This window comes from Cyanobacterium sp. uoEpiScrs1 (genome assembly GCF_947331815.1).
Taxonomy (GTDB): Bacteria; Cyanobacteriota; Cyanobacteriia; order Cyanobacteriales; family Microcystaceae; genus Rippkaea.
This window is the reverse complement of sequence record NZ_OX373462.1, coordinates 2,214,745-2,241,113: the sequence shown is the minus strand read 5'-3', so window position 1 is coordinate 2,241,113 and position 26,369 is coordinate 2,214,745. Positions and strand designations below refer to the sequence as shown.

The following is a 26,369-nucleotide window of genomic DNA, read 5'->3' as shown; positions in this document are numbered from 1 at the left end:
AACTTATTAACTTCGCTAATTTATACTTTTTTCATGTCTACTTTTTAAGATATATGACATATTCTTCTTTCATAATTATTTTTTCATTTCTCAGAAATTATCACAATCGTTATTTTTAAAAAAAATGATAAATTTTACAAATCTATCATTTTTTTATTTTCCATTCTATTGGATTTAAATTTAATACTTTTACTAGTTCTGTCAATTTAAGAAAAATTTTAAGTCATTAAAGTTAATTAATTACTTAAAATTTTTTATTACTGTATTTATTTAAGCAATGTATCAAATAATTATTTTCAGTAAACTTAAAGATAATCCCGTAGATGAAGTTTAAAAGCGTCTCAGTCCTGTCTAATTATTTAGAATAATAGGATAAATATACTAGTTATTCTCTTATAAATTACATATTTACTTCTTCCAAAATAAATTTGGAGCTCTTAATTACTTCAGGGATATCAACTGGATAGTCTCCGGTAAAACAAGCAGAACAGAAACTATTAGGATCTTTGCCCGTTACTTCTAACATTCCTTTCCAACTTAGATAAGCCAAAGAATCTACTCCTATTTGTCTTGCAATATCAGCAACAGATTTAGTAGCCGCCACTAACTGGGTTTGGTTGTCAGTGTCAATACCATAAAAACATGGATGAGTAACAGGAGAGGAAGAAATCCTCATGTGTATTTCTTTAGCACCAGCATCACGTAAAGCTTTGACAATTTTACGACTGGTAGTTCCTCTCACAATAGAATCATCCACCATAATAACCCGTTTGTTTGCAAGCACATCCTTAAGGGGATTCAACTTCATTTTAATCCCCGACTCTCGCATATATTGAGTGGGTTGGATAAACGTTCTTCCTACATAACGGTTTTTTATTAACCCCTCCCCGTAAGGAATTCCTGATACCCGAGAAAATCCAATGGCAGCCGGGATACCAGAATCAGGAACTCCCATTACTAAATCAGCTTCAACAATAGATTCTCGTGCTAATTGTTGCCCTAAACGTACCCGATAACTGTACAGAGTTTCATTATGCATGATGCTATCAGGACGAGCAAAATAAATCATTTCAAAAATACATAATTTTTGTTGAGGTTGAGTCGCCCAATGAAAGGACGATAAACCACTTTCAGTAATCCAAACTAATTCTCCCGGTTCTACATCTCGTAAATAGTCTGCCCCAATAATATCTAAGGCACAAGTTTCTGAAGCAAGGACATAACGAGCGGGATCCCCTTCTAAAATACCGATAACCAAGGGACGGATACCGTTAGGATCTCTTACCCCCATTAATCCCACCGGAGTTCCAATAGCTAAGCTATAGGCCCCAGAACATAATTGAAATGAACTGATAGCTGCTTCTAACCAGTCTTTGCCCTCATCAACTCCTTGGGCAATCGCTACTGCAATCATCTCTGAATCAGTGCTAGTAGCAAAGTTGCAGCCCCGCTTTTGTAGAATTTCACGTAATTCTACAGCATTAACAAGGTTACCATTGTGTGCCAAAGCTAGATGACCTAAACGGGTGTTGAGAATAACAGGTTGAGCGTTAGCTCTGTGACTAGCTCCTGTGGTGGAATAGCGAGTATGCCCCACGGCTGTGTTCCCAGTCAGTTCATTTAGAATAGATTCTGTAAAAACTTGGGATACTAGACCCATATCTTTATGACTGTGAATACCATTCTCATCTAAAGTAGCAATTCCGGCTGATTCCTGCCCTCGATGTTGTAGGGCATAAATTCCAAAATATGTGAATTTGGCAACAGTTTTTTTTGGAGCATAAATTCCAAATACACCACAAGCCTCTTCAGGTTTTTCAGAAAGTCCATAAAGAGAGTTAATGAAATCGGTCAGTTGCTGATGAGAATCAAGAATCTGGTCGTTAGCAGTCATGGATAGGATTTCGCTCCTGAAAGGGTCAATCTGGCAGTTTTAGCTGAAATCGATCTAGCTTATAAGAATATACGAACAGACTTTAACAATTGTTTAACTCAACTTTATCAAAGTTTTTATCTAAGATTTAGATGATTATTCAAGTTTAGCCCTCTAATTTGTATAGGCTCGGTGATATCAATTTAAATCGCTTCTAATTTAAGTTATTAAGATCGGATGCTTGAAAGGACTCATTAAGTTCGCATGAGAACGATTATAACGTTAATCAAGAATTTTTAATCAACCACTAATGTATTTATCCGTGAATTATCTTGATTTTTATAGGAGGAAACCATGTCTTATGTTTGTCGAACATAAAAAAATCACAATAAATATTTCTATTAAAAATTCATAGATTTATACTTTTACTTAATTTTAAACTACCAAACGCCTTTCAATTGCTTTTGACCAAATTTCAAACATTTGCTTAACATTTAAATTAATCACAGACAAGTTATCAGAAATAGTAATCGTTAAGCTCTTAGCAGAAGTGTGACCTATTTTTCTCCAATTTTGCTCTAATTCTTGATTCAAATAGCTCTCCCACTTATTTTGATTTATGGGACTAATGGAAACAATTATTTGCCCAGTTACCTCTCCAAACAATAATTCATCAAATCGTTGTTTGTCTTTTGCTTGTATAAAAATTTCTGCGCCCAACTTGCCACTAATACAGCATTCTGCCAAAGCGACACCTAATCCACCCTCTGAACAATCATGAGCAGATTTTACCCAAGCTTGACGAATAGCATTACGGCATACTTTTTGCACTAACATTTCAGTATTAAGGTTAACCTTAGGAGGTTTGCCTGCTACTGTTCCGTGCAAGCTGGCTAAATATTCTGAACCTCCTAAGGTAGGCTGATTTTCTATCCCTAGTATATAAATTAAATCACCTACACTTTGCCATCCTTGACCACATACTTTTGTGATGTCAGGAATTAATCCCACCATTCCTATTACTGGAGTAGGATAAATAGGCTGAGGATCTCCTGCGGAATCAAGGGTCTCATTATAAAGGGAGACATTCCCTCCGGTTACCGGAGTATTTAAATGTCGACAAGCCTCAGAGATCCCCTCACAAGCTAAAGCTAATTGCCAATATCCAGTAGAGTTTTTAGGACTGCCAAAATTTAGATTGTCTGTGACCGCTAACGGTTCTGCCCCAACACAACTTAGATTTCTCGCAGCCTCAGCTACAGCGGCTTTTGCTCCTTCATAGGGATCTAGATAAACGTAACGAGAATTACAATCAGTGGTAGCCGCTACTCCAATTTTACAAGTAGTTGGGCTTGCTTCAATAGGACGGATACGAATTACCGCCGCATCAGCCTCTCCAGGTAATATTACAGTATTATTCTGAACTTGTTGATCATATTGACGATAGATCCATTTTTTAGAGGCAATAGTGGGAGTATCTAACAAGTCTAAAAGGACTTTATTCCAAGTTCTTAATTGGCCATTGATCTCAATCCCATTTACCGTACAGTCAGGTAAACTTTCAGCTGTCCACTGCCAAGCTTTTTGGACATACTCAGGGAGGTTCTCTGATAGTTCTCGATGATAAATAGGAGTATTGTTGGCTAAGGCCGTGGACGGAATCTCGGCAGCAACTTCTCCTTTAAATAAAATTCTAACAATAGGTTCATCAATAACGGTTCCAGCAACTACTGCTTGAAGTTCCCAACGATGAAAAATTTCGATTAATTCTTGTTCTCTACCTTTCTGGGCAACCAGTAACATTCTTTCTTGGGACTCTGACAATAGGTACTCATAGGGAACCATTCCGGTTTCTCGTACAGGAATTTTATCCAAGTCTAATTCGACTCCAACCCCTCCGTTAGCAGCCATTTCTGAGGTAGAACAGGTAATTCCTGCTGCTCCCATATCCTGAGCTGCTATAACTGCACCAGTCTTAAAGGCTTCTAAACAAGCTTCAATTAAAGATTTTTCTAAAAAAGGGTCCCCTACCTGTACTGCAGGGCGATTGTCCATTGACTGGTCTGTAAGTTCTGAACTAGCAAAACTAGCTCCTCCCATGCCATCTCTCCCAGTAGTTGAACCAACGTATAAAATTGGGTTGCCAATACCTGATGCCCCAGATCTAACGATTTCGGAAGTTTCCATTAACCCCAAAGCCATAGCGTTAACTAGGGGATTTCCGTTATAAGCAGTATCAAAATAAACTTCACCTCCGATAGTGGGAACTCCAACTGCATTGCCATAATGAGAGATTCCTTCAACTACCCCAACAAATAATCTTCGGGTTTTTGTATCCTCTAAATTACCAAAACGTAGAGAATTAAAACAAGCTACGGGACGTGCTCCCATGGTAAAGATGTCTCTGAGAATACCACCGACTCCTGTAGCTGCTCCTTGAAAAGGCTCAACTGCAGAAGGGTGATTATGAGATTCAATTTTAAAGGCCAATTGTAGTCCATTTCCCAAATCTACAACTCCTGCATTTTCCCCTGGACCAACGAGAATACGATCCCCTTTTATAGGGAATTGTTTTAGCAATGGGCGAGAATTTTTATAGCAACAGTGTTCTGACCACATAACCCCAAACATCCCCAACTCTGCCTTGTTAGGATGGCGTCCCAGTCTGTGAACAATTTCTTCATATTCTTGGGGTTCGATACCTTCTGCAGCGATTTCTTCTGAGCTAAAGGGATTAATCATAGAGGATTGTTTAGGAGAAACGAAGAGAAAAAGAGTAGTAGAGTGATATAAATAGTTATCGTTGCTTAAAACTTGCCGATAAGACTAATCACTTATCTTTATATAATAAACTCATTTATTACATTATTGCTCAACTTTCTAGTTAAGAGTTTCAAATGATAGTAGCAAGAATCTTTCTACTAAAAATCATACATGATTATGATCGATGCTGCCATTATTGTCGTCAAATCATATGTTACTCATATTAATGTTTTATGACAAAAGAAGTAGTGTTGAAAATAAGTAATAACAGTCTATCTCTCTTGAGAATAGATATAATTTAAGTACTTTTTTAAAGCGTTATTTCTTCTTAAGAACAAAAAATACTTATATTATCGTTTTTTATCTATATTATTCAAATAATAAGAGTGAATAGTATCTATTAAGAGTGTGAGATGAGTAACCAAATTGGTAAAAACAAAGATTTTGTAGACTTAATTACCAAGGATTTTAAGAAATGAAAGTGTACTAATTGTAGTAAACAGTCTTTGCAAGAGTTAATTTTTTAGATCTATTTATAGATAGATCTAAAAAAGTTTTATATAAATATAAATATTAATATATCTAATTTAATGAATAGAATGATAAAATTTATCATTAATATGATAGATATCAAAAAGTACAAATTGCCTGATTATAATGATGTTTATTAAGTTATAAAAATACAAAAAAACAAATTATTTTTTCATTAAAATAGAGTACTTGACAACCCGAGAATGAAATGCAGAGGCAAAAATTATGATTTTTAACAAAAAGTGTCTGTAGTTTCCCAATTATTTTCGAATAAACGTTCACTGAACCCGTAAGATAGTGTTTATAACTATACAATTGAGGAGAGTAAATATGGTAGATAATCAAGTTGATTTAAAAGAACGAGTTTCGATTGTTACAGGAGCATCACGGGGAATTGGTCGGGAGATCGCTCTATCTTTAGCATCTACAGGTCTAAAAGTGGTAGTCAACTATGCTCGTTCTAGCATAGCAGCTGAAGAAGTAGTACGAAGTATTATTGATAACGGGGGAAATGCAATTGCAGTTCAAGGAGATGTTTCCAAAACTAAAGATGTTGATACTCTAGTTAAAACTACTTTAAATCAATTTGGAAGAATCGATGTTTTGGTAAATAATGCTGGAATCACCCGTGACGCTCTTCTTATGAGGATGAAACTAGAACAATGGCAGGAAGTAATAGATCTTAATCTGACGGGGGTGTTTATCTGCACAAAAGCGGTCACTAAAGTTATGTTAAAACAGAAGCAAGGAAGAATTATCAATATTGCTTCAGTTTCTGGACAAATGGGTAATCCAGGTCAGGCCAATTATAGCGCAGCTAAAGCCGGCGTAATTGGCTTAACAAAAACTGTAGCTAAAGAATTAGCTAGTCGTAGTGTAACAATTAATGCGGTTGCACCAGGGTTTATTATGACGGATATGACTGAAAATATTAAATCTCAAGAGATCGTTAAGTTTATTCCTCTTGGTCGTTATGGAACACCTCAAGAAGTAGCCGGAATGGTTTGTTTTCTAGCCACTGATCCAGCAGCTTCTTATATTACTGGGCAGGTATTTAATGTCGATGGCGGAATGGTAATGACTTAGGAAATAATTAATATTTAATAGTGACCAGTTGTCAATAGGTGACTAGTCAGTTAGTATTAGACAGCTAATAATTCATGCTATCTCCCTTTGATTATGATTATTAATCAAAGGGAGATAGCATGAATTAAATATTTCATAAATAACGAAGTATAGATTGCTTTGAATTTTAATAAGTTTCTAACTAGGAAAATATTGGCTATTACCTGCTGTAATTAGACATGAAGTATACAAGATAAGTTAGTTTAAGTTCAAAAATATAGTTTTGTTTGTTTAAGAAATAGTCAAATAACTATAAAGTTTAAATAAACAAATTTTTACCAAAATAAAATAGACTGATGTATTCACTGAAAAACTTATATACTTTTTTTAAAAAGTATATAAAGAAAAAGACGCTTAGATACTTTGACTATCCTTATATATTAGTTGTCCTAAATTATAAAATATTATTCTAGATAAGACTAAAATTGATTTTAATATATTTAAACTGCAATCAATACAAATTGTTTATTTGACATGTTTTTTACAAATCTGACCATTATTTTATAGTCATAAATATTTTTATAAATAAATTATAGGTCATTTAGAATTTAGAATCTTATTGATTAAACTTAGGTGAGTATTTAATACTATATGTATAAATAAATTTTTTTATATATTTTGTGCTTTTGCATAAAATGTTTAGTCTAATTTAATAAACAGAAGTTAAAAGTCTTACTATGCAAAGTAAGAATTTTAACAATTATCAGATATAGATTCATTACTATTGATCTAAAAAAACTAATATTCCTTTTGATTTATGATCTCTATGTTTTACTAGATAAAGCAAAGTAAATACTACCCCTTATAATTTAGACTTTTTGCATTTTAGAAGACAGACGTTCAAATATCAATCGTTCACTTTCTAGATCTACAGCAATAGTATCTCCTGCCTTAAATTTTCCTTGCAAAATGGACTTAGCTATTGTTGTTTCTAAACATTTTTGTATTGCTCGTTTTAAGGGTCTGGCTCCATATACTGGATCATAGCCTATTTCAGCTAGAAAATCTAAAGCTGATTCTGATAATTGTAAACATATTTTTTGCTCAGCTAACCGTGTTTTTAATGATTGAATTTGTACCTCAACAATTTTTCTTAACTGATATTTCTGTAGTCCGTGGAAGATAATAATTTCATCAAGACGATTAAGAAATTCAGGACGAAAACTATGACGCATCGCATCCATCACACGGGAACGCATTTCCTCATAATGGGAATCATCTCCAGCAACGTCTAAAATATATTGTGATCCAATATTACTTGTCATGATAATAATGGTATTCTTGAAGTCTACTACGTGACCCTGAGCGTCAGTTAATCGTCCGTCATCAAGAATTTGTAACATAACATTAAAGACATCATTATGGGCCTTCTCGATTTCATCAAACAGAATTACAGAATAAGGACGACGGCGAATAGCTTCAGTTAATTGTCCTCCTTCATCGTAACCAACATATCCTGGAGGTGCACCCATCAAACGCGATACCGCATGTTTCTCCATATATTCAGACATGTCGATACGAACTAAAGCCTCTTCTGTATCAAAAAGATTTTCTGCTAATGCCTTAGCTAACTCCGTTTTACCTACTCCTGTAGGACCGAGAAAAATAAAACTTGCAGTAGGGCGGTTAGGATCAGAAAGTCCAGCACGAGAACGTTGAATAGCTTCTGAGACAGCAGTTACGGCTTCTTCTTGTCCAATCAATCGTTCATGGATTTCATCCTCTAGATAAAGTAGTTTTTCTTTCTCTGATTCCACCAGTTTGCTAATGGGGATTCCCGTCCATTTAGAAATAATTTCAGCAATATCTGATTCTAAAACCTCTTCTCGTAATAAAGTTTTTCCAGTAGTTTGACGCTCTGCAATTTTTATTTCAAGTTCTTTAACTTGTTGTTGTAAATCTGTTAGTTTTCCATATCGCAGTTCTGCTGCTTTGTTAAGATCATAATCTCGCTCTGCCTGTTGAATTTCTAGATTTGTCTGGTCGATAATTTCTTTTATCTTACTAATTTCATCAATAACTTCTTTTTCTGATTGCCATTGAGCATTGAGTTGAGATTGTTCCTCTTTGAGATCTGCAAGTTCTTTTTCAAGTTTTTCCAATCGTTCTAAAGAAACTACATCTACTTCTTTTTTTAAAGATAATCTTTCCATCTCTAATTGAATAACCTTACGATCTACCTCATCTAATTCTTCCGGTTTAGAAGTAATTTCCATCTTTAATTTAGCCGCTGATTCATCTACTAAGTCAATAGCTTTGTCTGGTAAAAAACGATCACTAATGTAACGGTTAGATAACATAGCAGCAGCAACTAGAGCGGTATCAGCGATTTTTACTCCATGATGTACTTCATAACGTTCTTTAAGTCCCCGTAAAATAGAAATAGTATCGATTACATTTGGCTCATCAACTATGACCTCTTGAAAACGTCTTTCTAAAGCAGCATCTTTTTCGATATATTTACGATATTCATCGAGGGTTGTTGCTCCAATACAGCGTAATTCTCCCCGCGCTAACTTTGGTTTTAAGAGATTTCCTGCATCCATAGCTCCTTGGGTTGCTCCTGCTCCAACAACGGTATGAATTTCGTCGATAAACATTATAATCTCCCCTTGAGAGTCCGTTACTTCTTTAAGCACCGCTTTAAGACGTTCTTCAAACTCTCCGCGATATTTTGCTCCAGCAATTAATGCCCCCATATCCAAGGCAATTAATTTTCGATCTCGTAAAGACTCAGGAACATCACGGTTAATAATTCGTTGTGCCAACCCTTCAACAATAGCAGTCTTACCAACCCCTGGTTCCCCAATTAAGACAGGGTTATTTTTGGTTCTACGAGAAAGAATTTGAATAGTTCTACGGATTTCATCATCTCGTCCGATAACAGGATCAAGTTTACCCTCTCGTGCTAGTTGAGTTAAATCTCTACCATATTTTTCTAACGATTCGTATGTTTCTTCAGGGTTTTGGCTATTCACTTTTTGATTTCCTCTTATTTGTTGAATAATTTCTTTTAATCTAGTTTCATTGAGACCAAATTCTTGTAGCAAAGCCTGACCAAAACGGTCATCTTTAGCATAAGTTAACAGCAAATGTTCGATAGAAATATAATCATCTGCAAAGTCTTTACGAAATTGTTCAGCCCTGTCAAGAAGACTGTCCAGGCTCCTCCCCAAGTAAATAGACTTGCCCGGATTAGACACTTTGGGTTGACGACGTATAAATTCTTCGGTGTAGTCTCGTAAACGTTGGATACTAATATTTGCCTTATTAAAAATACTTATCACTAACCCTTCTAGCTCTAGAAGAGACGCCATCAGATGTTCACTTTCTATTTGCTGATGACTATGTTGTTTAGCAATATCGGGGGTTCGGACAATAGCCTCCCATGCCTTTTCTGTAAATTGATTTGGATTAGTTGGCTGCATAGTTTAGAAGTAATTATAGTAAAGCTATATGAAATATTGTAATTGCAATAGATTATTATGTTTAGACGGTTACCCCTACTATTTAGAGTTGGGTTTATATAATTAAGCATTAAAAGCTTAATACTTAGTTAGTAACTTTCTCAAAAATATAAAATCACTAATGAAGTATTGGCAAAAAACAATCTAATATAATCAACAAAGTAAGATATATTTAAGTGCAAACATTAAAATATAACCTTAAAATAAGCTATTAATTAACAGAAAATATCAAGAATATACACTAGTAATATATTAAGTATATAGACTATTCATTTTTTCTGAAATTAGAATGTCGTATTTATTCTCGCTCAACCATATATATTGCTATCTTTTTATAAATTACTAACTTGAAAAATAATTTAGTAGTTTATAAAAAAGATTATATATTAAACTATGTGAGTTTAATATGTAACATCAAACCATTACTAATTAATGCTGAATTTTTAAAAAATGATAAGTTAAATTATAAAGAATTACTATTTATTCTAAGTAGAAAACAATTTGAAGGCAGTATAAAATGTTAACAATGGCGAAAAAGTAGATAGGTTTATAACCCTTACACTATAAAAATCACAAAATTTATAAGCTTAATATTTAACTTATTTATTCCACATCTTAAGCTAGGCACAACTATTAATTTTAGATAAATTGTTTTTTATTAATTTTAAAAATAAATTGGTTTGCCTGAAAAATTTATTGTTTTTTGTGATAATCTTTTTAGGGCTATTAACTTTGATTATTTTTTAGTATTTAACTAAGTTTAATCAATTAACGACTAAATTTTTGAGCTTGAGCAACTAGTCCAGCACTCACATAACGTCCATAATTATCAAGACGATCCTGTTGAGCAGCACGAAAAGGAGATACAAAAGTATCGACTAAACCAGAACTCATTATCATGACAGTAGCCGTAAGAATGATATAGTTACGAATGATGATGAAGTTTTCGCTAACGGTAGTCATTTTAGTAAACATCTTAGTGATTGCTCCTTTATCTGAACGTCTTCACTATATAAGAGAACATAAGTGATGTCAGTCCCAAAACTCTGCACATCGGGGATTGTAGTCTTTTCTATCTTCTTGTTATAAGTGGAATTAAGTAGAAGTTTTTATCCCCAATATGATTACTCTATCTAAACAGAGAAAAACAATAATATCTTTAAAAGCTTTGTATTGACAAAAAACGTCTAAGATGAAATTATAGCTGTGATTAGAGCCGTTTAAATTACTAAACCTGTTTAATAAGATATAAGCATGAAATCATTATTTATTGTATTGGAGGGAGTTGACAAAGCAGGAAAGTCAACCCAAGCAGAATTATTAAAAAACTATTTTCTTAGTCACCAGCACTCAGCTGTTATTAGCTCTGAACCTACTGATGGACCAATTGGTAGATTAATTCGTAAGGCTATGCAAAACAAAATCCTTGCAATTGAACAGAAGGAAAGCTTTGATGAGCAAATGGCTTATTTATTTACAGCCGATAGGCATTATCATCTATATAATGACCTAAATGGAGTTTATAAATTAATTAATAAAGACTATACTCATGTTATAGCAACTCGTTATTATTTTTCATCTTTAGCTTATAACTGTAATACTCCAAATGAGTTTGTTTTTGTATCGACATTAAACCGAAATTTTCCAGAGCCTGATGTAGTTTTTTATATTGATATTTCCTTAGAAAGTGCTTTGTCTAGACTTAGTAAATATCCTCTAAAAGAAATATATGAGACAAAAAAAAAGCTCAAACAAGTCATACAAAATTATGAAAATATTTTCAAATCTTACAAAGGAAGAATATTGAAATTGGATGGCACAGAATCTATACAAAAAATACATCAAAAAATTTTAATTTATCTCAGAGAAAACTTTGGTGATTTTTAAAATGTAACGTTATACCATGGCTAATAACATATAGTCAAATAGTAAAGCACAAAACCAAAATACTTTAAGCTTTAAAATTACTAAATTATATAAACCCAACCAATAAATTACATTTTTAGAAAACTTTAACTAGTTTTTGGGTAAAATATATGTAACAATTTATCTCTATTAATATTTTATGTTTAAAAAAAATTATTTTATAGTTTGTTGTTAACAAGTATAGAGGTAAATGATATTAATTAATATGATATGATATGATGTGAGATGATAAACATCACTAATATCTATACTTGTCAAGTGTACAAATTAAGTATAAATATATTTTTATGTAACTTTTGTTTAGTTTGTAATTCATTGTTTTATCTGTATAGTTTAAAATTTAGTTTTTGATTTAAGTAAACTGAATAACACAAAAAAGCTTTTAAATAGTAATTAATAGTAATTAATAGTAATTAATAAAATTGTTAATTATTTGTGTCTCTTAGATAAGTATATTTGTAATACTTTATCTGATTGGTTTATACTTTTTCTATCCCTTGTTTACTTACTTAGTTGTTTTTTATTTGTAATGTAAATATTTTTATTTAAGATTCATACAATAATTTTTGTTTTATTTATATGAATTAATTTTTAGCAATTTATCTACTTGTTTAGAGATAAAAAATAATTTTAAATATTTATTATAATTATTTTTTTATATTAGTAGTCATATTTTAATTGAGATAAATTGCTGTTATATCTATTTATCTATCAATGAAACTACATTGATCTCAATTTACAGTTTTATTTATTAACTTGAGTTAAGTATTTAATAATATAAGGATAAGTTATATTTTAATATCAGATTTTGATATAGTTTGACTTAAACATAAAACCTGATAGAATACTATTCATATAGTGGTTACAGTTTTTTACAAAGCAATTGTTGATAGTTAGAATCTGCCTCCACATGTTAATTTTTTATATAAAAAGCTCACCAAAAACAAATTAATTACTAATAATTAATTCATGAGAACCACTCAATCAAAGTATAAAGTTGAATATATTCCTCCTTATCAACCGAACCAACTTATCTGTGGTTATGGACATGTTGCTATAATTGCTGGATGGACAGTTAGACAGTCAATATCCAAATATTTAAAGCCAGAAGACTATGCAGTTATTGGTAATTTGTATAGTCCCACTCGAGGAATTAGTCCATTAGTTCGTAATTTATTGGCAAACCCTCATGTTCGATATTTAGTTATTTTACAGATAACAAAAGAGGATAAAAATGCAGGAGGATGTCAATGTTTATTAGATTTTTTACAACAAGGTTGTAAACAAGGAATCAGTGATACTGGCAAAAACATATGGGTAATCAATTCTACGATTAGAGGATACATTGACATTGAAATTCCTGCCGATGTCTCAGAAAATTTACGTCAATCTTTAAAATATAAAGAAGCAAAATCAATTAAAGAAGTAGTAAATATAGTACAAGATTTTAACCAATTAAAAACAAAACCTTGGGGAAAACCACTAACTTTTCCTCAAAAAGAAATTTCTACAACAGTTTTACCAGGACCTAGATACGGTCATAGGATTGAAGGAAAAACTATTGCAGAGACTTGGGTTAGAGTATTACATAGAATTAAAACAACAGGTACAATTAGACAGACAACATATGGGCAATGGCAAGAATTAATTGATTTGATAGCTATTGTTACAGATGAACCACCAGAGTTTTATTTCCCTGAGCCTAATTATTTGCCTATTAGAAGAGATTTTCTCAGAGATTATATTGGACAAATATTAGATGATAAACCAGAGAAAGAGGGAGTTAAATATACATATGGACAACGGTTAAGATCATGGTTTGGACTAGACCAAATTGAACAACTGATTGATAAATTGGCAGGAGATATTAACTCATCAAGAGCCGTCATGTCATTGTGGGATGTAAGAGATTATGAAAATAATGATAGTCCTCCCTGTCTCAATCATATTTGGGTCAGAATTATTGATAATGAATTATCTTTAACTGCTACATTTCGTAGTAATGATATGTTCTCTGCTTGGCCAGCCAATGCAATGGGATTAAGATTTCTACAGCAGTTTATTCTAGATAAAATTATTAAAAAATCTAATCATAACCTTACTATAGGTCCTCTAATTGTTATTAGTCAAAGTGCACATATTTATAGTGACTGCTGGGAAAATACACAGCAAATTATTGATACAGAATATACAAAAATAAATCAGGAAAAAAATTTTAATGATCCTAGTGGCAGTTTTTTGATTTCAGTCAAGGACAATTGTATTGTTGTCGAACATATAACACCAGGTTCAGGAGAAGTTATTAAATGTTATTCAGGAAAAATTGCTCGTAAAATATATAAAAAAATTGCTTTAGATTCTCCTAGTATTCAAACTGAACATGCAATGTATCTAGGAACAGAGCTACAAAAAGCAGAATTATGTTTGGTTAAAAAAATAGATTGTTATCAACAGGATATATCGCTAATTTTTTGATTTTAACAGGACATTGTGTTATAATATATAAAAAAGAAAGCCACTAACCATTAACAAGTAGTAAGTCAAATGTAATCTGTTCGTACGATAAATGGAACATCTTTAATTTAAATCAATTGAAGTAAAAAAGTGAAAGATAATTATTTATCAGTAACTCAAAATAAGACTATTTCTTCTTTGAAAAAATAGAAATTATGTAAACGTACAAATTATAGAGAGTATCCCATTAGTAAAAGTCGAAATAAAATATTCAATAATTTGAAAAATACTCAAATTCTAAACTCTTAACCTTAAAATTTTGATTAAATTATTTAAAGGATTAAAAATATACAAAAAACTTTCTCAAGGAAATGTAAGTGTATGAAACTTAAAATTATCAAGTTAAGAGAACAAGCAGTGATTCCTAAATATGAACATGATAATGATTCAGGTCTTGATCTAATTTCTATAGAAAATGTAAAAATTGAATCTGGAGATAGTCAATTAGTCAAAATAGGAATTTCTATTGAATTACCTCCGAATACCGAAGCGCAAATACGTCCCCGAAGTGGACTTGCGTTAAGGCATAAAGTCACTATTTTAAATGCTCCGGGCACTATCGATGAGGGATATCGAGGAGAAATCGGGGTAATCTTAATTAATCATGGACAAACATCTTTTCAAGTTATACAAGGCATGAGAATTGCTCAAATGGTTATTGTTCCAGTAATTCGAGTTAAAATCGAAGAAGTAGATAGTCTGAGTAACACAATCAGGGGATCTAGAGGGTTCGGTTCAACTGGTTTTTAGGTAAAATTTTAAGCAATTAAGGTTAATAAGTAACTTATAAACAAAAATAACAAATTATAAAAAATTACTTCAAAACAGAGAATGCAATTATCAGAAGAACAACGGCCAACCTGGGATGAATACTTTTTGATGATGGCCAAACTTGCAGCGACCAGATCAACCTGTTTAGCTTTTCCCGTCGGTGCAGTTATTGTAAAAGATCGACAAGTGCTAGCTACAGGGTACAATGGTTCTCCCTCAGGCTCAGTTCACTGTACTGCCCAAGGATTTTGCTATACTGAACTGAGCAGTTGTAATGTCTCTAGCGACTTACCATCACGCGCAGTTCATGCAGAAGCAAACGCAATTGCTCAAGCAGCAAGACATGGAATTACTACTAACGACTCAGTTGTTTATGTTACTTTAGAGCCCTGTATTTCCTGTTTAAAACTGCTTATTTCTGCTGGCATAAAAGAAGTTTTTTACGAAACCGAATTTAATAGTAGATCTAAATTTTTGGTTAAGGATTCCTTTCTTAGTGATGGTTTAATAACTATGACCAAAATTAGACTTTCTAAACAGATGGCACAGCGAGCCTCATTGTTTCTACTAAACCCAACATCAATTACTAGGTAAAAGATAAATATAAGTAATTAGAAAAAATAGTTATTGATATTAATGTGTTATTAATATCAATAACTATTTTTAATATTAATTATTAATATAATCTCCATTGTTCTAGTCTTCCCCCAATTGTATTTTTGCAATATACTTTAAACTGAGTCCTAAGAGATTGTAGGGAACATCACTCTCTCTTGAACTCTTACTTCTAATTTAAAATGGAGAGAAGTTTTATTATGAGTATTTTATTAGCCGGAGATATTGGCGGAACTAAAACAAGTTTACGTATAGTTGACTCAAAATCTTCCAATAATATAAATAGTCTGCCACAGCAAATAACCTTATATGAAAAAACTTATCCAAGTAAAAAATACTCTGCTCTTGTGCCAATGTTACAAGAGTTTATACAAGAAGCAACTGATAACTCAAATAAATCTTTCAAGGTAGAAAAAGCTTGCTTTGGGATAGCAGGTCCTGTTGTGAATAATACCTCAGAACTGACTAACTTAAATTGGTATTTAGATGGTGATCTCTTACGACAAGATTTATCTTTAAATAAAGTTACTCTAATTAACGACTATGCTGCTATAGGCTATGGCATTTCAGGATTGACTTCTGATGACTTTTATATTTTACAAGATGTCCAGTCTGATCCTCAAGCTCCAGTTGCCATTTTAGGGGCTGGGACTGGTTTAGGAGAATGCTTTCTAGTACCTTCGAATGGAGGAAATACTCGCGTTTTTGCATCAGAAGGATCTCACGCAGACTTTGCTCCTCGTTCTGTCTTAGAATTTGAATTACTTAACTACATCAGGGAAAAATATCATTTAGAGCGAGTGTCAGTAGAAAGAGTGGTTTCTGGACGGGGAATTGCCACTGTTTATCAGTTTTTGCGGGAACACTATCCTGATCAAGAATCAAAAACATTAGCTCAAATCTATCGCTCTTGGCAAGAGGAACCGGGAGCAAATATTGATTTATCGGCTGAAATTTCTAAAAAAGCTATAGAAAGAGACGATTTCCTTTGTCGGCAAGCGATGCAATTATTCGTTGGAGCTTACGGTGCGGAAGCAGGAAACTTAGCCCTAAAATTACTACCTTATGGGGGATTATATGTTGTTGGAGGTTTTGCAACCAAAATCTTACCTCTGATGCAACAGGGAGACTTTCTTAAAGCATTTCATGCTAAAGGACGAATGAAAACGTTAATGCAAAAAATTCCCGTATATATAGTCTTAAACCCTAAAGTTGGCTTAATTGGTGCAGCCTTATATGCGGCGAGATGAATTAAAAGATACAATAACTACTGCTAATAACTGATGATATTGTCTGATTTGTTTTTTGACAGAATTGATTTCACTTCGCGCCTATAGACACTGTAATTTTACTTCCTAACGAACCTGACATTTCAAAGGATGATTACTGTGTTTTTTGTCCAAGCAGTGATTCCTAAATATGAACATGATAATGATTCAGGTCTTGATCTAATTTCTATAGAATTAGCCATCTGTTATATAAAGGAAGATAGAGATTTTTTGGATTTTAAATAATAGGACCTATTCCTTCAGCTGCATTAGAGTCCATGTTAAAAGGTATCCTTACTTATTATTAATTAGTCTGTACAAGATCGGTAGGATAAATTAGAAAAAACGAAGTATTATACAAACCCATATATTTTCCTAGTAATGCTAAATTATGCGACAATTTTACCGAAATGGTTGTAATATCAGTTCGAACTTACAAGACACAAATAAAAGCAAAATCTCATATTCCTAAGGAAACTTTTCGGTATTATTTTAATTTTTTATTAGATAGAAAGCGAGTTATTGATATGGGTAATCTTGCAAAAGAAGAAGAAAATGCAATGTACCCATAGACATAATTACTGTCAATATCCCGTCAAATCAATGATGTCAACAGGATATTTATAGATTCGGTGTTGAAGAGTAAAGTCTAAGTTTTACTTGTATTTAGTTTTTGTTCTAACTGACGACTAGCTAAGGACATCAAATAGCAGAACAGCCAATAAATTACAGCAATAAATAAATAAACCTCTGCATAACGACCGATAAACTTAGGGTTCGCCAGAATTGATTGAGAGATGCCTAACAAGTCAACTAATCCTACGATAGCTAGTAAAGAGGTATCTTTAAATAAACTAATAAATTGACCAACAATAGTTGGAATAACAGCTTTTAATGCTTGAGGTAAAACAATTAATGTCGATACAAAGATCGTGTTCAATCCTAGGGCTCTAGCAGCTTCTATTTGTCCCTTGGGAATTGATTGCAAACCTCCTCGGATATTTTCTGCTAAATAGGCTGAACTAAACAACGTTAATCCCGCAATCGCTCGAATAACCCGATCTAGACGTACCTCCATAGGTAAAACTAGAGGTAACATAACTTGAACCATAAAGAGAATACCAATTAGGGGTAACCCACGAATTATTTCAATATAAGCAATAGATAACCATCGGACTACAAGTAAATCGTTTTGTCGCCCTAAAGCTAATAAAACTCCGAAAGGAAAAGACAATGTAATACTTACAACAGCAGTTAACAGAGTAAGCATTAATCCACTCAGGTCGTCGAGTTTAACAGTTTGGAAGAATAGTCCCCCTTGAAGAACCAAGAGGATAACAAAAAAAGTTGAAACCCAAGTTAATCCTAACCAAGTTTTTAATCCGGGAAATTCTTGTCCTAGTTTCTGTCCCTTCCAACCACTGATAATCAATAAAATTAGTAATCCCAAAAGTGATAGACTCGACCTAACACTCACAGGAATGGCTAATAGAGAAAACCCCACTGCTAATAGACAAATTAAACCAAGAGCAGCTCTATTAAACAGTTTCGTTCTACAGTATAGGATTCCCCAAGAAAATCCAGCCAAGGTGGTGATTATTCCCAGACTTAACCAAGTGCGCCACAACAAAGTAACAGGATATCTTCCTACAAAAAATAATCTTAGGTTTGCCCCAACGACTTCCCATTGTGCTTGATCAAAAGACCAATGGATTAAACCTGAACCAATCCAGTACAAAAAAAGAATACTAATAAAAGTAAGAAGGATATTATACCAGGTACTAAAAAGATTCTTCTTTACCCAAGTTAAGGGACTGATATGATACACAGGAGATAAAATAGGATTAGGCATAGGTTAGGTTTAAATACAAATCAGTTTTGTCAAACTTAGGACAGTAGACTAACGGTTGGGAATTAGGAACAGAGAATAGTATAAGGGAAAAAATCAAAAAATGTAATATATTAATAATTTTAAATACTTAAAAATATGGCAAAAAGATTCTAAATTTTACTGAAAAGTGCCTTCATTCTACTAAAAACCTATCAATAGATTGATATATAGTGCAATATGATAAAAATTACTGTATTAATGAAGGCTAATATAGCAGCAGCATGTAGAGAAGAATATAGAGGAAAATATGTCATATTTTCCTCTATATTGCAATATTTAGTTGACGTAGTAAAGAAACTGCTCTCTTTTTATCTCAAAAAGTTAGGGCTACACTCAAGCAAAATAGAATAACTATTAAGTTTGTTGGAAAACTAAACAGTCAAAATCTATTTCCTATTTTCTCTTTCCTATCTTATAGAAGAGAAGATAAATCAAATCCCTTGTAATACTTAAAACTATAACAATTACCGAAAGATGATAGTAACTATAAATAATTGGAATTAATAAAACACTCTAATTTAAGACTAAAATAGTAGCGGATTCAGAATAAAAATGAGGCACACATATAATTAAATCGAGTCATGGAATCAAGCGTTTAACTATTTGAGTCACATAGTTGTAGAAATTACAAAAAAATAAGTACCCGACGACGGAGTAAACGCCTGCCAACTGTGATAAAAACTAGAGCCAGTGGGTCGCCTGGGATTCGAACCCAAGACCAATCGGTTAAAAGCCGAGTGCTCTACCGCTGAGCTAGCGACCCATCAGTGCTTTTTTACACACTGCTGTCAATAATAACAGTGATTTGAGATAAATGCAAGACCCTTTGAAGAACCTGCCTAAAAATTCCTAGAATTTTGACAAAGTTAGAGTTAGAAGACATCAGAAAGTTGTGACTTTTAAAAAATGCCTAAATTGATTCGACACTCATTTCAAACATTGCCTCACAAGTTGCACCAGGATCAAGTTCTGTTAGTTTTTTCTTCGTATTTAATGCATTACGGGGTGCCGTCCAAGGTTCAAGACATATATAATCTTTACCTTTTAGAGTCCAAAAGACAAAGGTAGAATAGACATCTGACCAACTAAGGACTAATTTCAATTTTCGGTGGTTATCAACCATGGTAGCTGAAGAACAAGTCAAAGATTGAAAACCAATATCTATTTCATCTCGCTCAAAATCAAAGGTTCCGTCATAGGAAAAAACCTTTTTAGTCGCCTGATCTTGATATTCTGAAGAGGGAATATCAAAAACAACTTTGCTTTTATTGGGAACATAGTAATAAGGATGGAACCCAAAGGAGAAGGGCATTCTTTTCTCAGATTTATTAGTATATTTCTGACGAATGATTAAAGAATTACCTTTTAATTCATAAGTAAAGTCTAATCGAAACTCAAATGGGTAAACTGAGAGAGTTTGTTCATTACTTTCTAGCGTTGTAGTTAAGCTGGCACAGTTACTTGTCTCTTGTTTCGTTATTTCCCATGGTAAATCTCTAGCAAATCCATGTTGTTTAAGACTATAAGTCTTATTGAGATAATTATAAGTATTATCATGAATATTTCCACAGATAGGAAATAGAATAGGTACTCCGCCTCGAACACTCATTTCTGGATTGGAAAACCGTTCTTTATCTAAATAAAGAATATCTTGACCCTGAGCTTTCCACAGGATAATCATGCCTCCTCGTTCAGGAACAACTGCTATTTGAGAGATAGCTTCAGAGTCTGAGAGAAAATATGTTAAGTATTGCTCTTTCTTGAGAGTAATCGAAAATGTCATAATTTTTTGTTTACTTACTTTATAAACTGGATTTATGTCGATATTTTTATTATACAATAAGTCCAAAAAAAGTAGAAGGCAAGAATAAGCAAATAAAAAATGATATCATGTTATTCTTCTTTATTTGTGATTGTAGAATATAAGATATAAACTTTTATTATTCACATATTTGATTTTTTTATTTAATCTAATTAAAAAGAAGAAACAATATATAATCTTAATATTTAGAAAATTACTTTTAGGTAAATAGTTAAAAAACAAGCTATAGATTTAACCTTTTTGGTAAAATCCTGAGATTAATTAGTGTATTTACATACAGTTAAGCGTTAAATATTCTCAAAAATTTAGTTTCAATTTTTGAAAAACTATCACCTTTGATTATATTTTTACTATACCCTGTCAATAATAATTATTAATATTTTTTCTCGTTCTTATAACCTATGATGTCTAATACACAGCAAAGCCAGAGCCCTCAGACTAAGGAGTAGCTATCTAAATAGAATTTTGGTAAAATTAAATAGATTTCTTATAGTCGTAGTCGTAATTTAAATAACAAAAATAACTGGTGTTTTATTTGGGATTTATCAAAACAAAATGGCAGTATGACAAACAATCTATGCCAGTAATTGCTAGGCTATAACATTAGAGTCAATTTTAGCCGTTAGGATAAACAAACCAATCTTATTCTCAAACCTTTCTATTTTAGAATAAATACAGCAGGCAGGGATAAGATAGCTATAAGTAATTAGAGTTAGTCGTTAAATTCAATCATTACGAACCATACAAAAAAATTATATTTTGAGTAATTTTATGTTTTAAGGATTCCTTGCATTAATAATGTAATCCGTAACAGACTACAAAAGTTGCTTAAAATCGTTAATATATTTCCCTAAAATACGATAATTTTGTGTTCATCTCAAGGAAAACAGCTAGAGACTAAAGACCTAGTTTGCAAAAAATATAGAAAACAGACAATAAAACAAAATATTTCTGTGTATGCTCTAATAACCACTCTATCCGTGTGAATAGCGAATTAAGAAGGCTAGTTATATCAAAATGATTAAAATCTGCCCGCTTTCTATAGACTCCCATTTTGTCCGTAATTATTCTTTGTGTAAAACTTAACTATTCTCAAAGATTACTTAATTATATTTCTGAATTAACCGAGCTATTTATGAGGTAATATTAACTGTTAAAGAATTAAAAATATTTTACTTGCTAACTTAGTTATTAATAATATTTCTTGAACTACACCTAAAGTCAATAATTATATGAATATTTTAACTTAGTGACCCATCGTTAATACTCTAAAAAAAGTAAGGCTGATACAAGTCAGGTCACTTGAATCTGTAATGACGAGCATATCTTTTGAGTATTGACATCCGTTACAATGCCTAAAATAACAATTCCGAAAAAAAAGATTTATTTGGTCATTATCTCATGCCCAAGAGTCCTTTAAAACAGGCAATACATAAACTTCAGTCAAAACAACGAAAATGGGTGGCTGTTGGACAATATACGCCTAAACAGGTGAATCGATGGTTTAAATGGTTATCCCCTGGCCTCTTGGTCAAACGCTGGTTACTTATTAGTATCACTGGTCTAATTTTAACTTTCTTCGGGTTAGCTGTCTTTCTTAAGTTAACCCCAGTTTATAGATTACTAGAGTTCATCTCTTTCTTATTAGAATTCCTGACTACTTATGTGCCAAATTATATTTCTGGTCCATTAGCAATTCTTTTAGGGCTGTTTTTATTACTTTGGGGACAAAGTCGCACGGTAGGATCAATTACCGAGGCATTGCATCCTGAAGGAAATCAAGAACTTGTTGATCGTCTTCTAGCTCATCGTCGTCGAAATCGAGGACCGAAGATAGTGACTATTGGAGGAGGTACTGGACTTTCAACTCTTTTAAGAGGACTTAAACAATATAGTAGTAATATAACTGCTATTGTCACGGTAACTGACGATGGTGGCTCATCTGGGCGGCTTAGACGGGAAATTGGTGTCCTTCCTCCAGGAGATATCCGCAACTGTGTCGCCGCTTTGGCAGATGAAGAAAAACTTTTAACGGAATTGTTTCAATATCGCTTTCAAGCTGGGGATGGACTCACTGGACACAGTTTTGGTAACTTGTTTCTCACAGCTTTAACCGATATTACCGGAGATTTGGAACAGGCAATTGCAGCCAGTTCTAAAGTTTTAGCCATACGGGGGAAAGTTCTCCCTGCTACTCTCAATGATGTCCGTCTCTGGGCAGAGTTAAGTGATGGACGGTTCATTAAAGGAGAATCTAATATTACCGAGGCTAGGGGAAAAATTGAGCGTATTGGTTGCATTCCTGCTCATCCTTTAGCCTTACCTGCTGCTGTAAATGTTATTAAAGATGCGGATTATATTATTATCGGGCCTGGGAGTTTGTATACAAGTGTGATTCCTAATCTTTTAGTTCCAGATATTAGAAAAGCTTTGATTAAAGCGAAAGTTCCTCGAATCTATATCTGTAATATTATGACTCAACCTGGGGAGACTGACGGCTACACCGTAAGTGATCACCTCAAAGCTATTGATTACGTTTGCGAGCAACGGTTATTTGATGCGGTTTTGGTTCAACATAGACTTCCGTCTCCGAAAGCCTTAAAGCGTTATGCTTTAGAAAATTGTCATCCTGTTTTTCCTGATCGTGAAGAGGTAGCTAAATTGGGTTGTCGTATTATCTTAGGCAACGTGATGGACGAAGATGAAATTACTGGAAAAGTTAGTCATGATCCTCAGCGATTAGCTAAAGTTTTGTTACGTTGGTATGGTAGCAAGTAGTATTAATTAATAGTGATTATTGAGTTACCCTCAACAGATGCGACCCTACACCTAGGAGAGCAATTAGGAAAATTATTATCAGCCCGAACAGTTATCCTCTTAAGAGGAAATTTGGGAGCAGGAAAAACTACCTTAGTACAAGGAATAGGGAGAGGATTAGGCATAGCAGAACCAATTGTTAGTCCTACATTTAATCTCATAAACGAATATACTGAAGGACGGCTGCAATTGTATCACATGGATTTATATCGTCTCAAATTACAAGAGATTGAGAGGTTATATCCCGAACTTTATTGGGAAGGGAAAGAAGTCCCTCCAGGAATTACTGCAATCGAATGGGCACAACGGCTTATCTATCAACCATCAGATTACTTGGAGATTCAGTTGATCAACCTACCTAAACTAAGCAGGCGTCAAGCTGTCTTGAAGGAGATAGGGAATCACCTTTCAGCTAATTTTTTTGAAAGCTTAGGTTTGTTATTAGAAGGCTGAGCCAATAAAATAAAATGCTAATACAGTCGATCAACGGCAGGGGCAACGGCTAGTTGACCCCTACTTTCATCTTTAGCTTACCCTAAAGATCTTTTACACATTATTTAAATTAAATTAATCGAGATTAAATTGATTACTGCGTTTGTATTGTAAATAAGCCGAAACAAATAAACCAGCCAAGGTGATAGGGATTAATCCTAAAACAATACCTAACAGTAGGGGTTCAATCACAGTATTTCTCCTTAATCAGACTTTATAGACCGTACTTCATTGTACTGGTAATTGACAGATCAAAAAACCAGACATAGATAATTATTAAGTTTCTAGTTCCCCTAGCGTGTAATTAGTCCCTGACGTGTAATCACTAAGAGTGTTAAAGTAGAGAACATGTAACCCTGAAAAACAGGCAACCCCCATTTTTGGAGTTCTAATGGCATTCAACTTTGATTTTTTTGCTTCTGAACAAGGAGAACAAGACGCTAACGCCCTTATCCAATACCTACGACAACAACATCCTGAGGCATTAGCTCGCATCGCCCAATCTGCCAGTCCCGAAATTAGGCAGATTATCACCCAAAACGTACAAGGATTAGTGGGAATGCTTCCCTCTGAGGATTTTAACATTCAAGTAACAACAGATCGGGAAAGTTTGGCTAATCTTTTAGCTTCTGCTATGATGACAGGCTATTTTTTGGGACAGATGGAACAACGTAAAAACTTAGAAGCTAACTTGTCTAATACAGACTCTTTATAGTCACATAGTTAAACAGTCAACAGTCAACAGATATAAGTTTTTTTACAGATGACTGCTGACTGATAACTGACCTATCCTCCCTTTGCAAAACTGCCCATAACTAAAGCAGATAACAGAATTCCAGGGAACAGTAAGGCTATTAGCAAGGCGAGTTGATCGACTGTCATTGTTTATTCTCTAATTCAACTGATTGTTCTGTTAATCTAACCTATTTCTGTAAAGATATTCGCTTGTTAATTATATTTTAAGCTCGAATTTCATTGAGTAGCTAGCTGGCTATACTCGCAATATATATTACGAGTTTTGCTAATAGTAATGCTTTATTTATAATTGATTTAAACTATAGTTTAAATAACTATTTTTACGAAAAAATTTTTAAAAATTGCTGTTACTCATTCATGTTTTTATAGGTCGCTACTGCCGAGGGTGATATACGATTGAGATAACGAAATATCCAATATTTCAATACTGTATCTAGGATCACGGGAAAGGTCGCAATAAATAGAAAATTAAATTCTTGATTTTCGGGGAGCCCAAAGTGACGAGAAACTCCCTGTAAAATCACTTCCCATCCATGGGGAGAGTGAAATCCTACAAACATATCAGTAAAGAGAATAATTAAAAAAGCTTTAGCGGGATCACTTAATCCATAAAGGATTTCATCAAGAAAAGACTTAACAACTTCTATTTCCTTTTTACTGGTTACTATGACTATAAAGAAAGAAATAAAAGAAAAAATATCAGCAAAGATATTGGCAATAGAATCAATTCCGTGATGTCTATATTCGTAGGTTATCTCCTCAGCTTTGTGTCTGACTTCTTCCCTCATTTTTTCAGGTGTAAATTCTGGACCTAATCCAATAAGCCCTCTAAATCTTAAAGTTTCTTCATAATGTTGTAATTCACTTAGTGCCTCTTCCTCTAAATCTCTGTTAATAAATATAATTTGTTCATGATTTGTAAAATATCCTTCAACAATAGGTGTCAAGAAAAAAGTTTTAGTCAATTGATGAGTAAGTAAAGGGACAATAATCAACAACAAAATAAACTTAATTGATAAAGCAGTTCGGTAACGAGATTTACGATATTTGACTAAAACCTCCTCTTCAGTTTCTCCTGATTTAGGGTCAATTTCCTGTTTAATTCGGTTGAGAGTATTAATAAAGGATCTTGGAAGTACTCCGGTCTTTTTTGACGCAGAGGCTAAGTTAGAATTATTGTTATTTTTCTTCTGACTAAGGGAAGTTTTTTTAAGTTCATTAAAGTTTTCATTATTTGTAGTAGCTAACTTATTTTTGTCTATATTTTCTTCAGGAGTTATTTTCTCATTTTCAGAGTCTGTTCCTAAATTAGGATTAGAAACTTGATAGTGGCTTGTTATCTCATCAATAAACTTAAGCTTGTCACAAATAATAGAAGTATTTGTATCTTGACATTGGTGATCTTGTTGATTCCTGAGGTGAGGTTGTTTATCTTGCAAATCGGATATATTTAAAAAAAAACTACTAGCCTTAAAAAAAGCTAATCCAGTGTTTATTTTTTGTAAATGCCCGTTAACCTCTGTTTCGAAATATGTGACGATACTTGTTCCATAGTCAGAATTTTCTATAGATACTTTTTTTCCTCCGAAATGTTTGTTCTCAATTTCCTTAATTTTTAAAGCAGATTTATAAGCGCTACTTAATGATTTGTCAGGAATTGTTAAGAACCAATCTGAAGTATTTTGAATAAAAGATTTAAGTTTCATGGGAATAGGAACTTGTATTCTTAAAATAAAAA

General features: G+C 33.1%; 17 protein-coding genes and 1 tRNA gene. 9 read left to right on the top strand and 9 right to left on the bottom strand.

Translation table 11 applies throughout. The features are described 5' to 3' along the window. Positions 1-400: 400 nt before the first annotated feature. Positions 401-1,894, bottom strand: coding sequence for an amidophosphoribosyltransferase (purF, locus tag OXU93_RS07720; protein ID WP_267383622.1), 1,494 nt, complete (start codon positions 1,892-1,894; stop codon positions 401-403). A gap of 414 nt (positions 1,895-2,308) precedes the next feature. Beyond that, the gene (purL, locus tag OXU93_RS07715) at positions 2,309-4,615 is read right to left on the bottom strand and encodes a phosphoribosylformylglycinamidine synthase subunit PurL (protein WP_267383621.1); all 2,307 of its coding nucleotides are present in this window, start codon (positions 4,613-4,615) and stop codon (positions 2,309-2,311) included. A gap of 882 nt (positions 4,616-5,497) precedes the next feature. Between purL and fabG the strand changes: the two genes are divergently transcribed. After that, positions 5,498-6,253, top strand: a complete 756-nt coding sequence (gene fabG / locus OXU93_RS07710; RefSeq protein WP_267383620.1) for a 3-oxoacyl-[acyl-carrier-protein] reductase — start codon at positions 5,498-5,500, stop codon at positions 6,251-6,253. An 848-nt stretch (positions 6,254-7,101) separates the two neighbouring features. Here fabG and clpB read toward each other — a convergent pair. Both clpB and OXU93_RS07700 read right to left on the bottom strand, forming a co-directional pair. Further along, positions 7,102-9,720 carry an ATP-dependent chaperone ClpB gene (gene clpB / locus OXU93_RS07705; protein WP_267383619.1) on the bottom strand — a complete coding sequence of 873 codons (2,619 nt, stop codon included), beginning with the start codon at positions 9,718-9,720 and terminating at the stop codon, positions 7,102-7,104. Positions 9,721-10,527: 807 nt separating this feature from the next. Continuing rightward, positions 10,528-10,734 (bottom strand): hypothetical protein, encoded by a 207-nt coding sequence (locus tag OXU93_RS07700; RefSeq protein WP_267383618.1) that lies wholly within the window; start codon positions 10,732-10,734, stop codon positions 10,528-10,530. 279 nt (positions 10,735-11,013) lie between these two features. Here OXU93_RS07700 and tmk point away from each other — a divergent pair, with 279 nt between their 5' ends. The 5 genes from tmk to OXU93_RS07675 all read left to right on the top strand — a co-directional run bounded on the left by tmk (position 11,014) and on the right by OXU93_RS07675 (position 16,835). Next, complete coding sequence (gene tmk / locus OXU93_RS07695) at positions 11,014-11,646, top strand: dTMP kinase (RefSeq protein ID WP_267383617.1); 633 nt, start codon at positions 11,014-11,016, stop codon at positions 11,644-11,646. A gap of 1,008 nt (positions 11,647-12,654) precedes the next feature. Beyond that, positions 12,655-14,160, top strand: a complete 1,506-nt coding sequence (locus tag OXU93_RS07690) for a thymidylate synthase (RefSeq protein ID WP_267383616.1) — start codon at positions 12,655-12,657, stop codon at positions 14,158-14,160. A 360-nt stretch (positions 14,161-14,520) separates the two neighbouring features. After that, the gene (dut, locus tag OXU93_RS07685; RefSeq protein WP_267383615.1) at positions 14,521-14,949 is read left to right on the top strand and encodes a dUTP diphosphatase; all 429 of its coding nucleotides are present in this window, start codon (positions 14,521-14,523) and stop codon (positions 14,947-14,949) included. An 81-nt stretch (positions 14,950-15,030) separates the two neighbouring features. After that, a complete protein-coding gene (locus tag OXU93_RS07680) occupies positions 15,031-15,564 on the top strand; it encodes a deoxycytidylate deaminase (RefSeq protein WP_267383614.1) in 534 nt (177 codons plus the stop codon). A gap of 221 nt (positions 15,565-15,785) precedes the next feature. Further along, positions 15,786-16,835, top strand: a complete 1,050-nt coding sequence (locus OXU93_RS07675) for a glucokinase (protein ID WP_267383613.1) — start codon at positions 15,786-15,788, stop codon at positions 16,833-16,835. A gap of 667 nt (positions 16,836-17,502) precedes the next feature. Here OXU93_RS07675 and OXU93_RS07670 read toward each other — a convergent pair. From OXU93_RS07670 to OXU93_RS07660, 3 genes are all read right to left on the bottom strand, one after another. Next, positions 17,503-18,705, bottom strand: coding sequence for an amino acid ABC transporter permease (locus OXU93_RS07670; protein ID WP_267383612.1), 1,203 nt, complete (start codon positions 18,703-18,705; stop codon positions 17,503-17,505). Between the two features lie 730 nt (positions 18,706-19,435). Next, positions 19,436-19,507 (bottom strand) — tRNA-Lys (locus OXU93_RS07665). A gap of 147 nt (positions 19,508-19,654) precedes the next feature. Further along, positions 19,655-20,527, bottom strand: coding sequence for an aldose epimerase (locus OXU93_RS07660; protein ID WP_267383611.1), 873 nt, complete (start codon positions 20,525-20,527; stop codon positions 19,655-19,657). 1,440 nt (positions 20,528-21,967) lie between these two features. Here OXU93_RS07660 and OXU93_RS07655 point away from each other — a divergent pair. Both OXU93_RS07655 and tsaE read left to right on the top strand, forming a co-directional pair. Continuing rightward, positions 21,968-23,344, top strand: a complete 1,377-nt coding sequence (locus OXU93_RS07655) for a gluconeogenesis factor YvcK family protein (protein WP_267383610.1) — start codon at positions 21,968-21,970, stop codon at positions 23,342-23,344. 12 nt (positions 23,345-23,356) lie between these two features. Continuing rightward, positions 23,357-23,836 (top strand): tRNA (adenosine(37)-N6)-threonylcarbamoyltransferase complex ATPase subunit type 1 TsaE, encoded by a 480-nt coding sequence (gene tsaE, locus OXU93_RS07650; RefSeq protein ID WP_267383609.1) that lies wholly within the window; start codon positions 23,357-23,359, stop codon positions 23,834-23,836. Between the two features lie 114 nt (positions 23,837-23,950). Here the strand turns inward: tsaE and petG are convergent, their stop codons facing one another. After that, positions 23,951-24,067, bottom strand: coding sequence for a cytochrome b6-f complex subunit V (gene petG / locus OXU93_RS07645; protein WP_267383608.1), 117 nt, complete (start codon positions 24,065-24,067; stop codon positions 23,951-23,953). Positions 24,068-24,266: 199 nt separating this feature from the next. Here petG and OXU93_RS07640 point away from each other — a divergent pair, with 199 nt between their 5' ends. Then, a complete protein-coding gene (locus OXU93_RS07640; RefSeq protein WP_119260176.1) occupies positions 24,267-24,590 on the top strand; it encodes a DUF760 domain-containing protein in 324 nt (107 codons plus the stop codon). A 388-nt stretch (positions 24,591-24,978) separates the two neighbouring features. Here the strand turns inward: OXU93_RS07640 and OXU93_RS07635 are convergent, their stop codons facing one another. Next, positions 24,979-26,337, bottom strand: coding sequence for a proton extrusion protein PcxA (locus OXU93_RS07635; RefSeq protein WP_267383607.1), 1,359 nt, complete (start codon positions 26,335-26,337; stop codon positions 24,979-24,981). Between the last annotated feature and the right edge of the window lie 32 nt (positions 26,338-26,369).

Excerpts from the sequence above, each read along its gene's own strand:
- purF (WP_267383622.1), bottom strand. The coding sequence starts at position 1,894 with ATGACTGCTAACGACCAGATTCTTGATTCTCATCAGCAACTGACCGAT.
- purL (WP_267383621.1), bottom strand. The coding sequence starts at position 4,615 with ATGATTAATCCCTTTAGCTCAGAAGAAATCGCTGCAGAAGGTATCGAA.
- fabG (WP_267383620.1), top strand. The coding sequence starts at position 5,498 with ATGGTAGATAATCAAGTTGATTTAAAAGAACGAGTTTCGATTGTTACA.
- clpB (WP_267383619.1), bottom strand. The coding sequence starts at position 9,720 with ATGCAGCCAACTAATCCAAATCAATTTACAGAAAAGGCATGGGAGGCT.
- OXU93_RS07700 (WP_267383618.1), bottom strand. The coding sequence starts at position 10,734 with ATGTTTACTAAAATGACTACCGTTAGCGAAAACTTCATCATCATTCGT.
- tmk (WP_267383617.1), top strand. The coding sequence starts at position 11,014 with ATGAAATCATTATTTATTGTATTGGAGGGAGTTGACAAAGCAGGAAAG.
- OXU93_RS07690 (WP_267383616.1), top strand. The coding sequence starts at position 12,655 with ATGAGAACCACTCAATCAAAGTATAAAGTTGAATATATTCCTCCTTAT.
- dut (WP_267383615.1), top strand. The coding sequence starts at position 14,521 with ATGAAACTTAAAATTATCAAGTTAAGAGAACAAGCAGTGATTCCTAAA.
- OXU93_RS07680 (WP_267383614.1), top strand. The coding sequence starts at position 15,031 with ATGCAATTATCAGAAGAACAACGGCCAACCTGGGATGAATACTTTTTG.
- OXU93_RS07675 (WP_267383613.1), top strand. The coding sequence starts at position 15,786 with ATGAGTATTTTATTAGCCGGAGATATTGGCGGAACTAAAACAAGTTTA.
- OXU93_RS07670 (WP_267383612.1), bottom strand. The coding sequence starts at position 18,705 with ATGCCTAATCCTATTTTATCTCCTGTGTATCATATCAGTCCCTTAACT.
- OXU93_RS07660 (WP_267383611.1), bottom strand. The coding sequence starts at position 20,527 with ATGACATTTTCGATTACTCTCAAGAAAGAGCAATACTTAACATATTTT.
- OXU93_RS07655 (WP_267383610.1), top strand. The coding sequence starts at position 21,968 with ATGCCCAAGAGTCCTTTAAAACAGGCAATACATAAACTTCAGTCAAAA.
- OXU93_RS07640 (WP_119260176.1), top strand. The coding sequence starts at position 24,267 with ATGGCATTCAACTTTGATTTTTTTGCTTCTGAACAAGGAGAACAAGAC.
- OXU93_RS07635 (WP_267383607.1), bottom strand. The coding sequence starts at position 26,337 with ATGAAACTTAAATCTTTTATTCAAAATACTTCAGATTGGTTCTTAACA.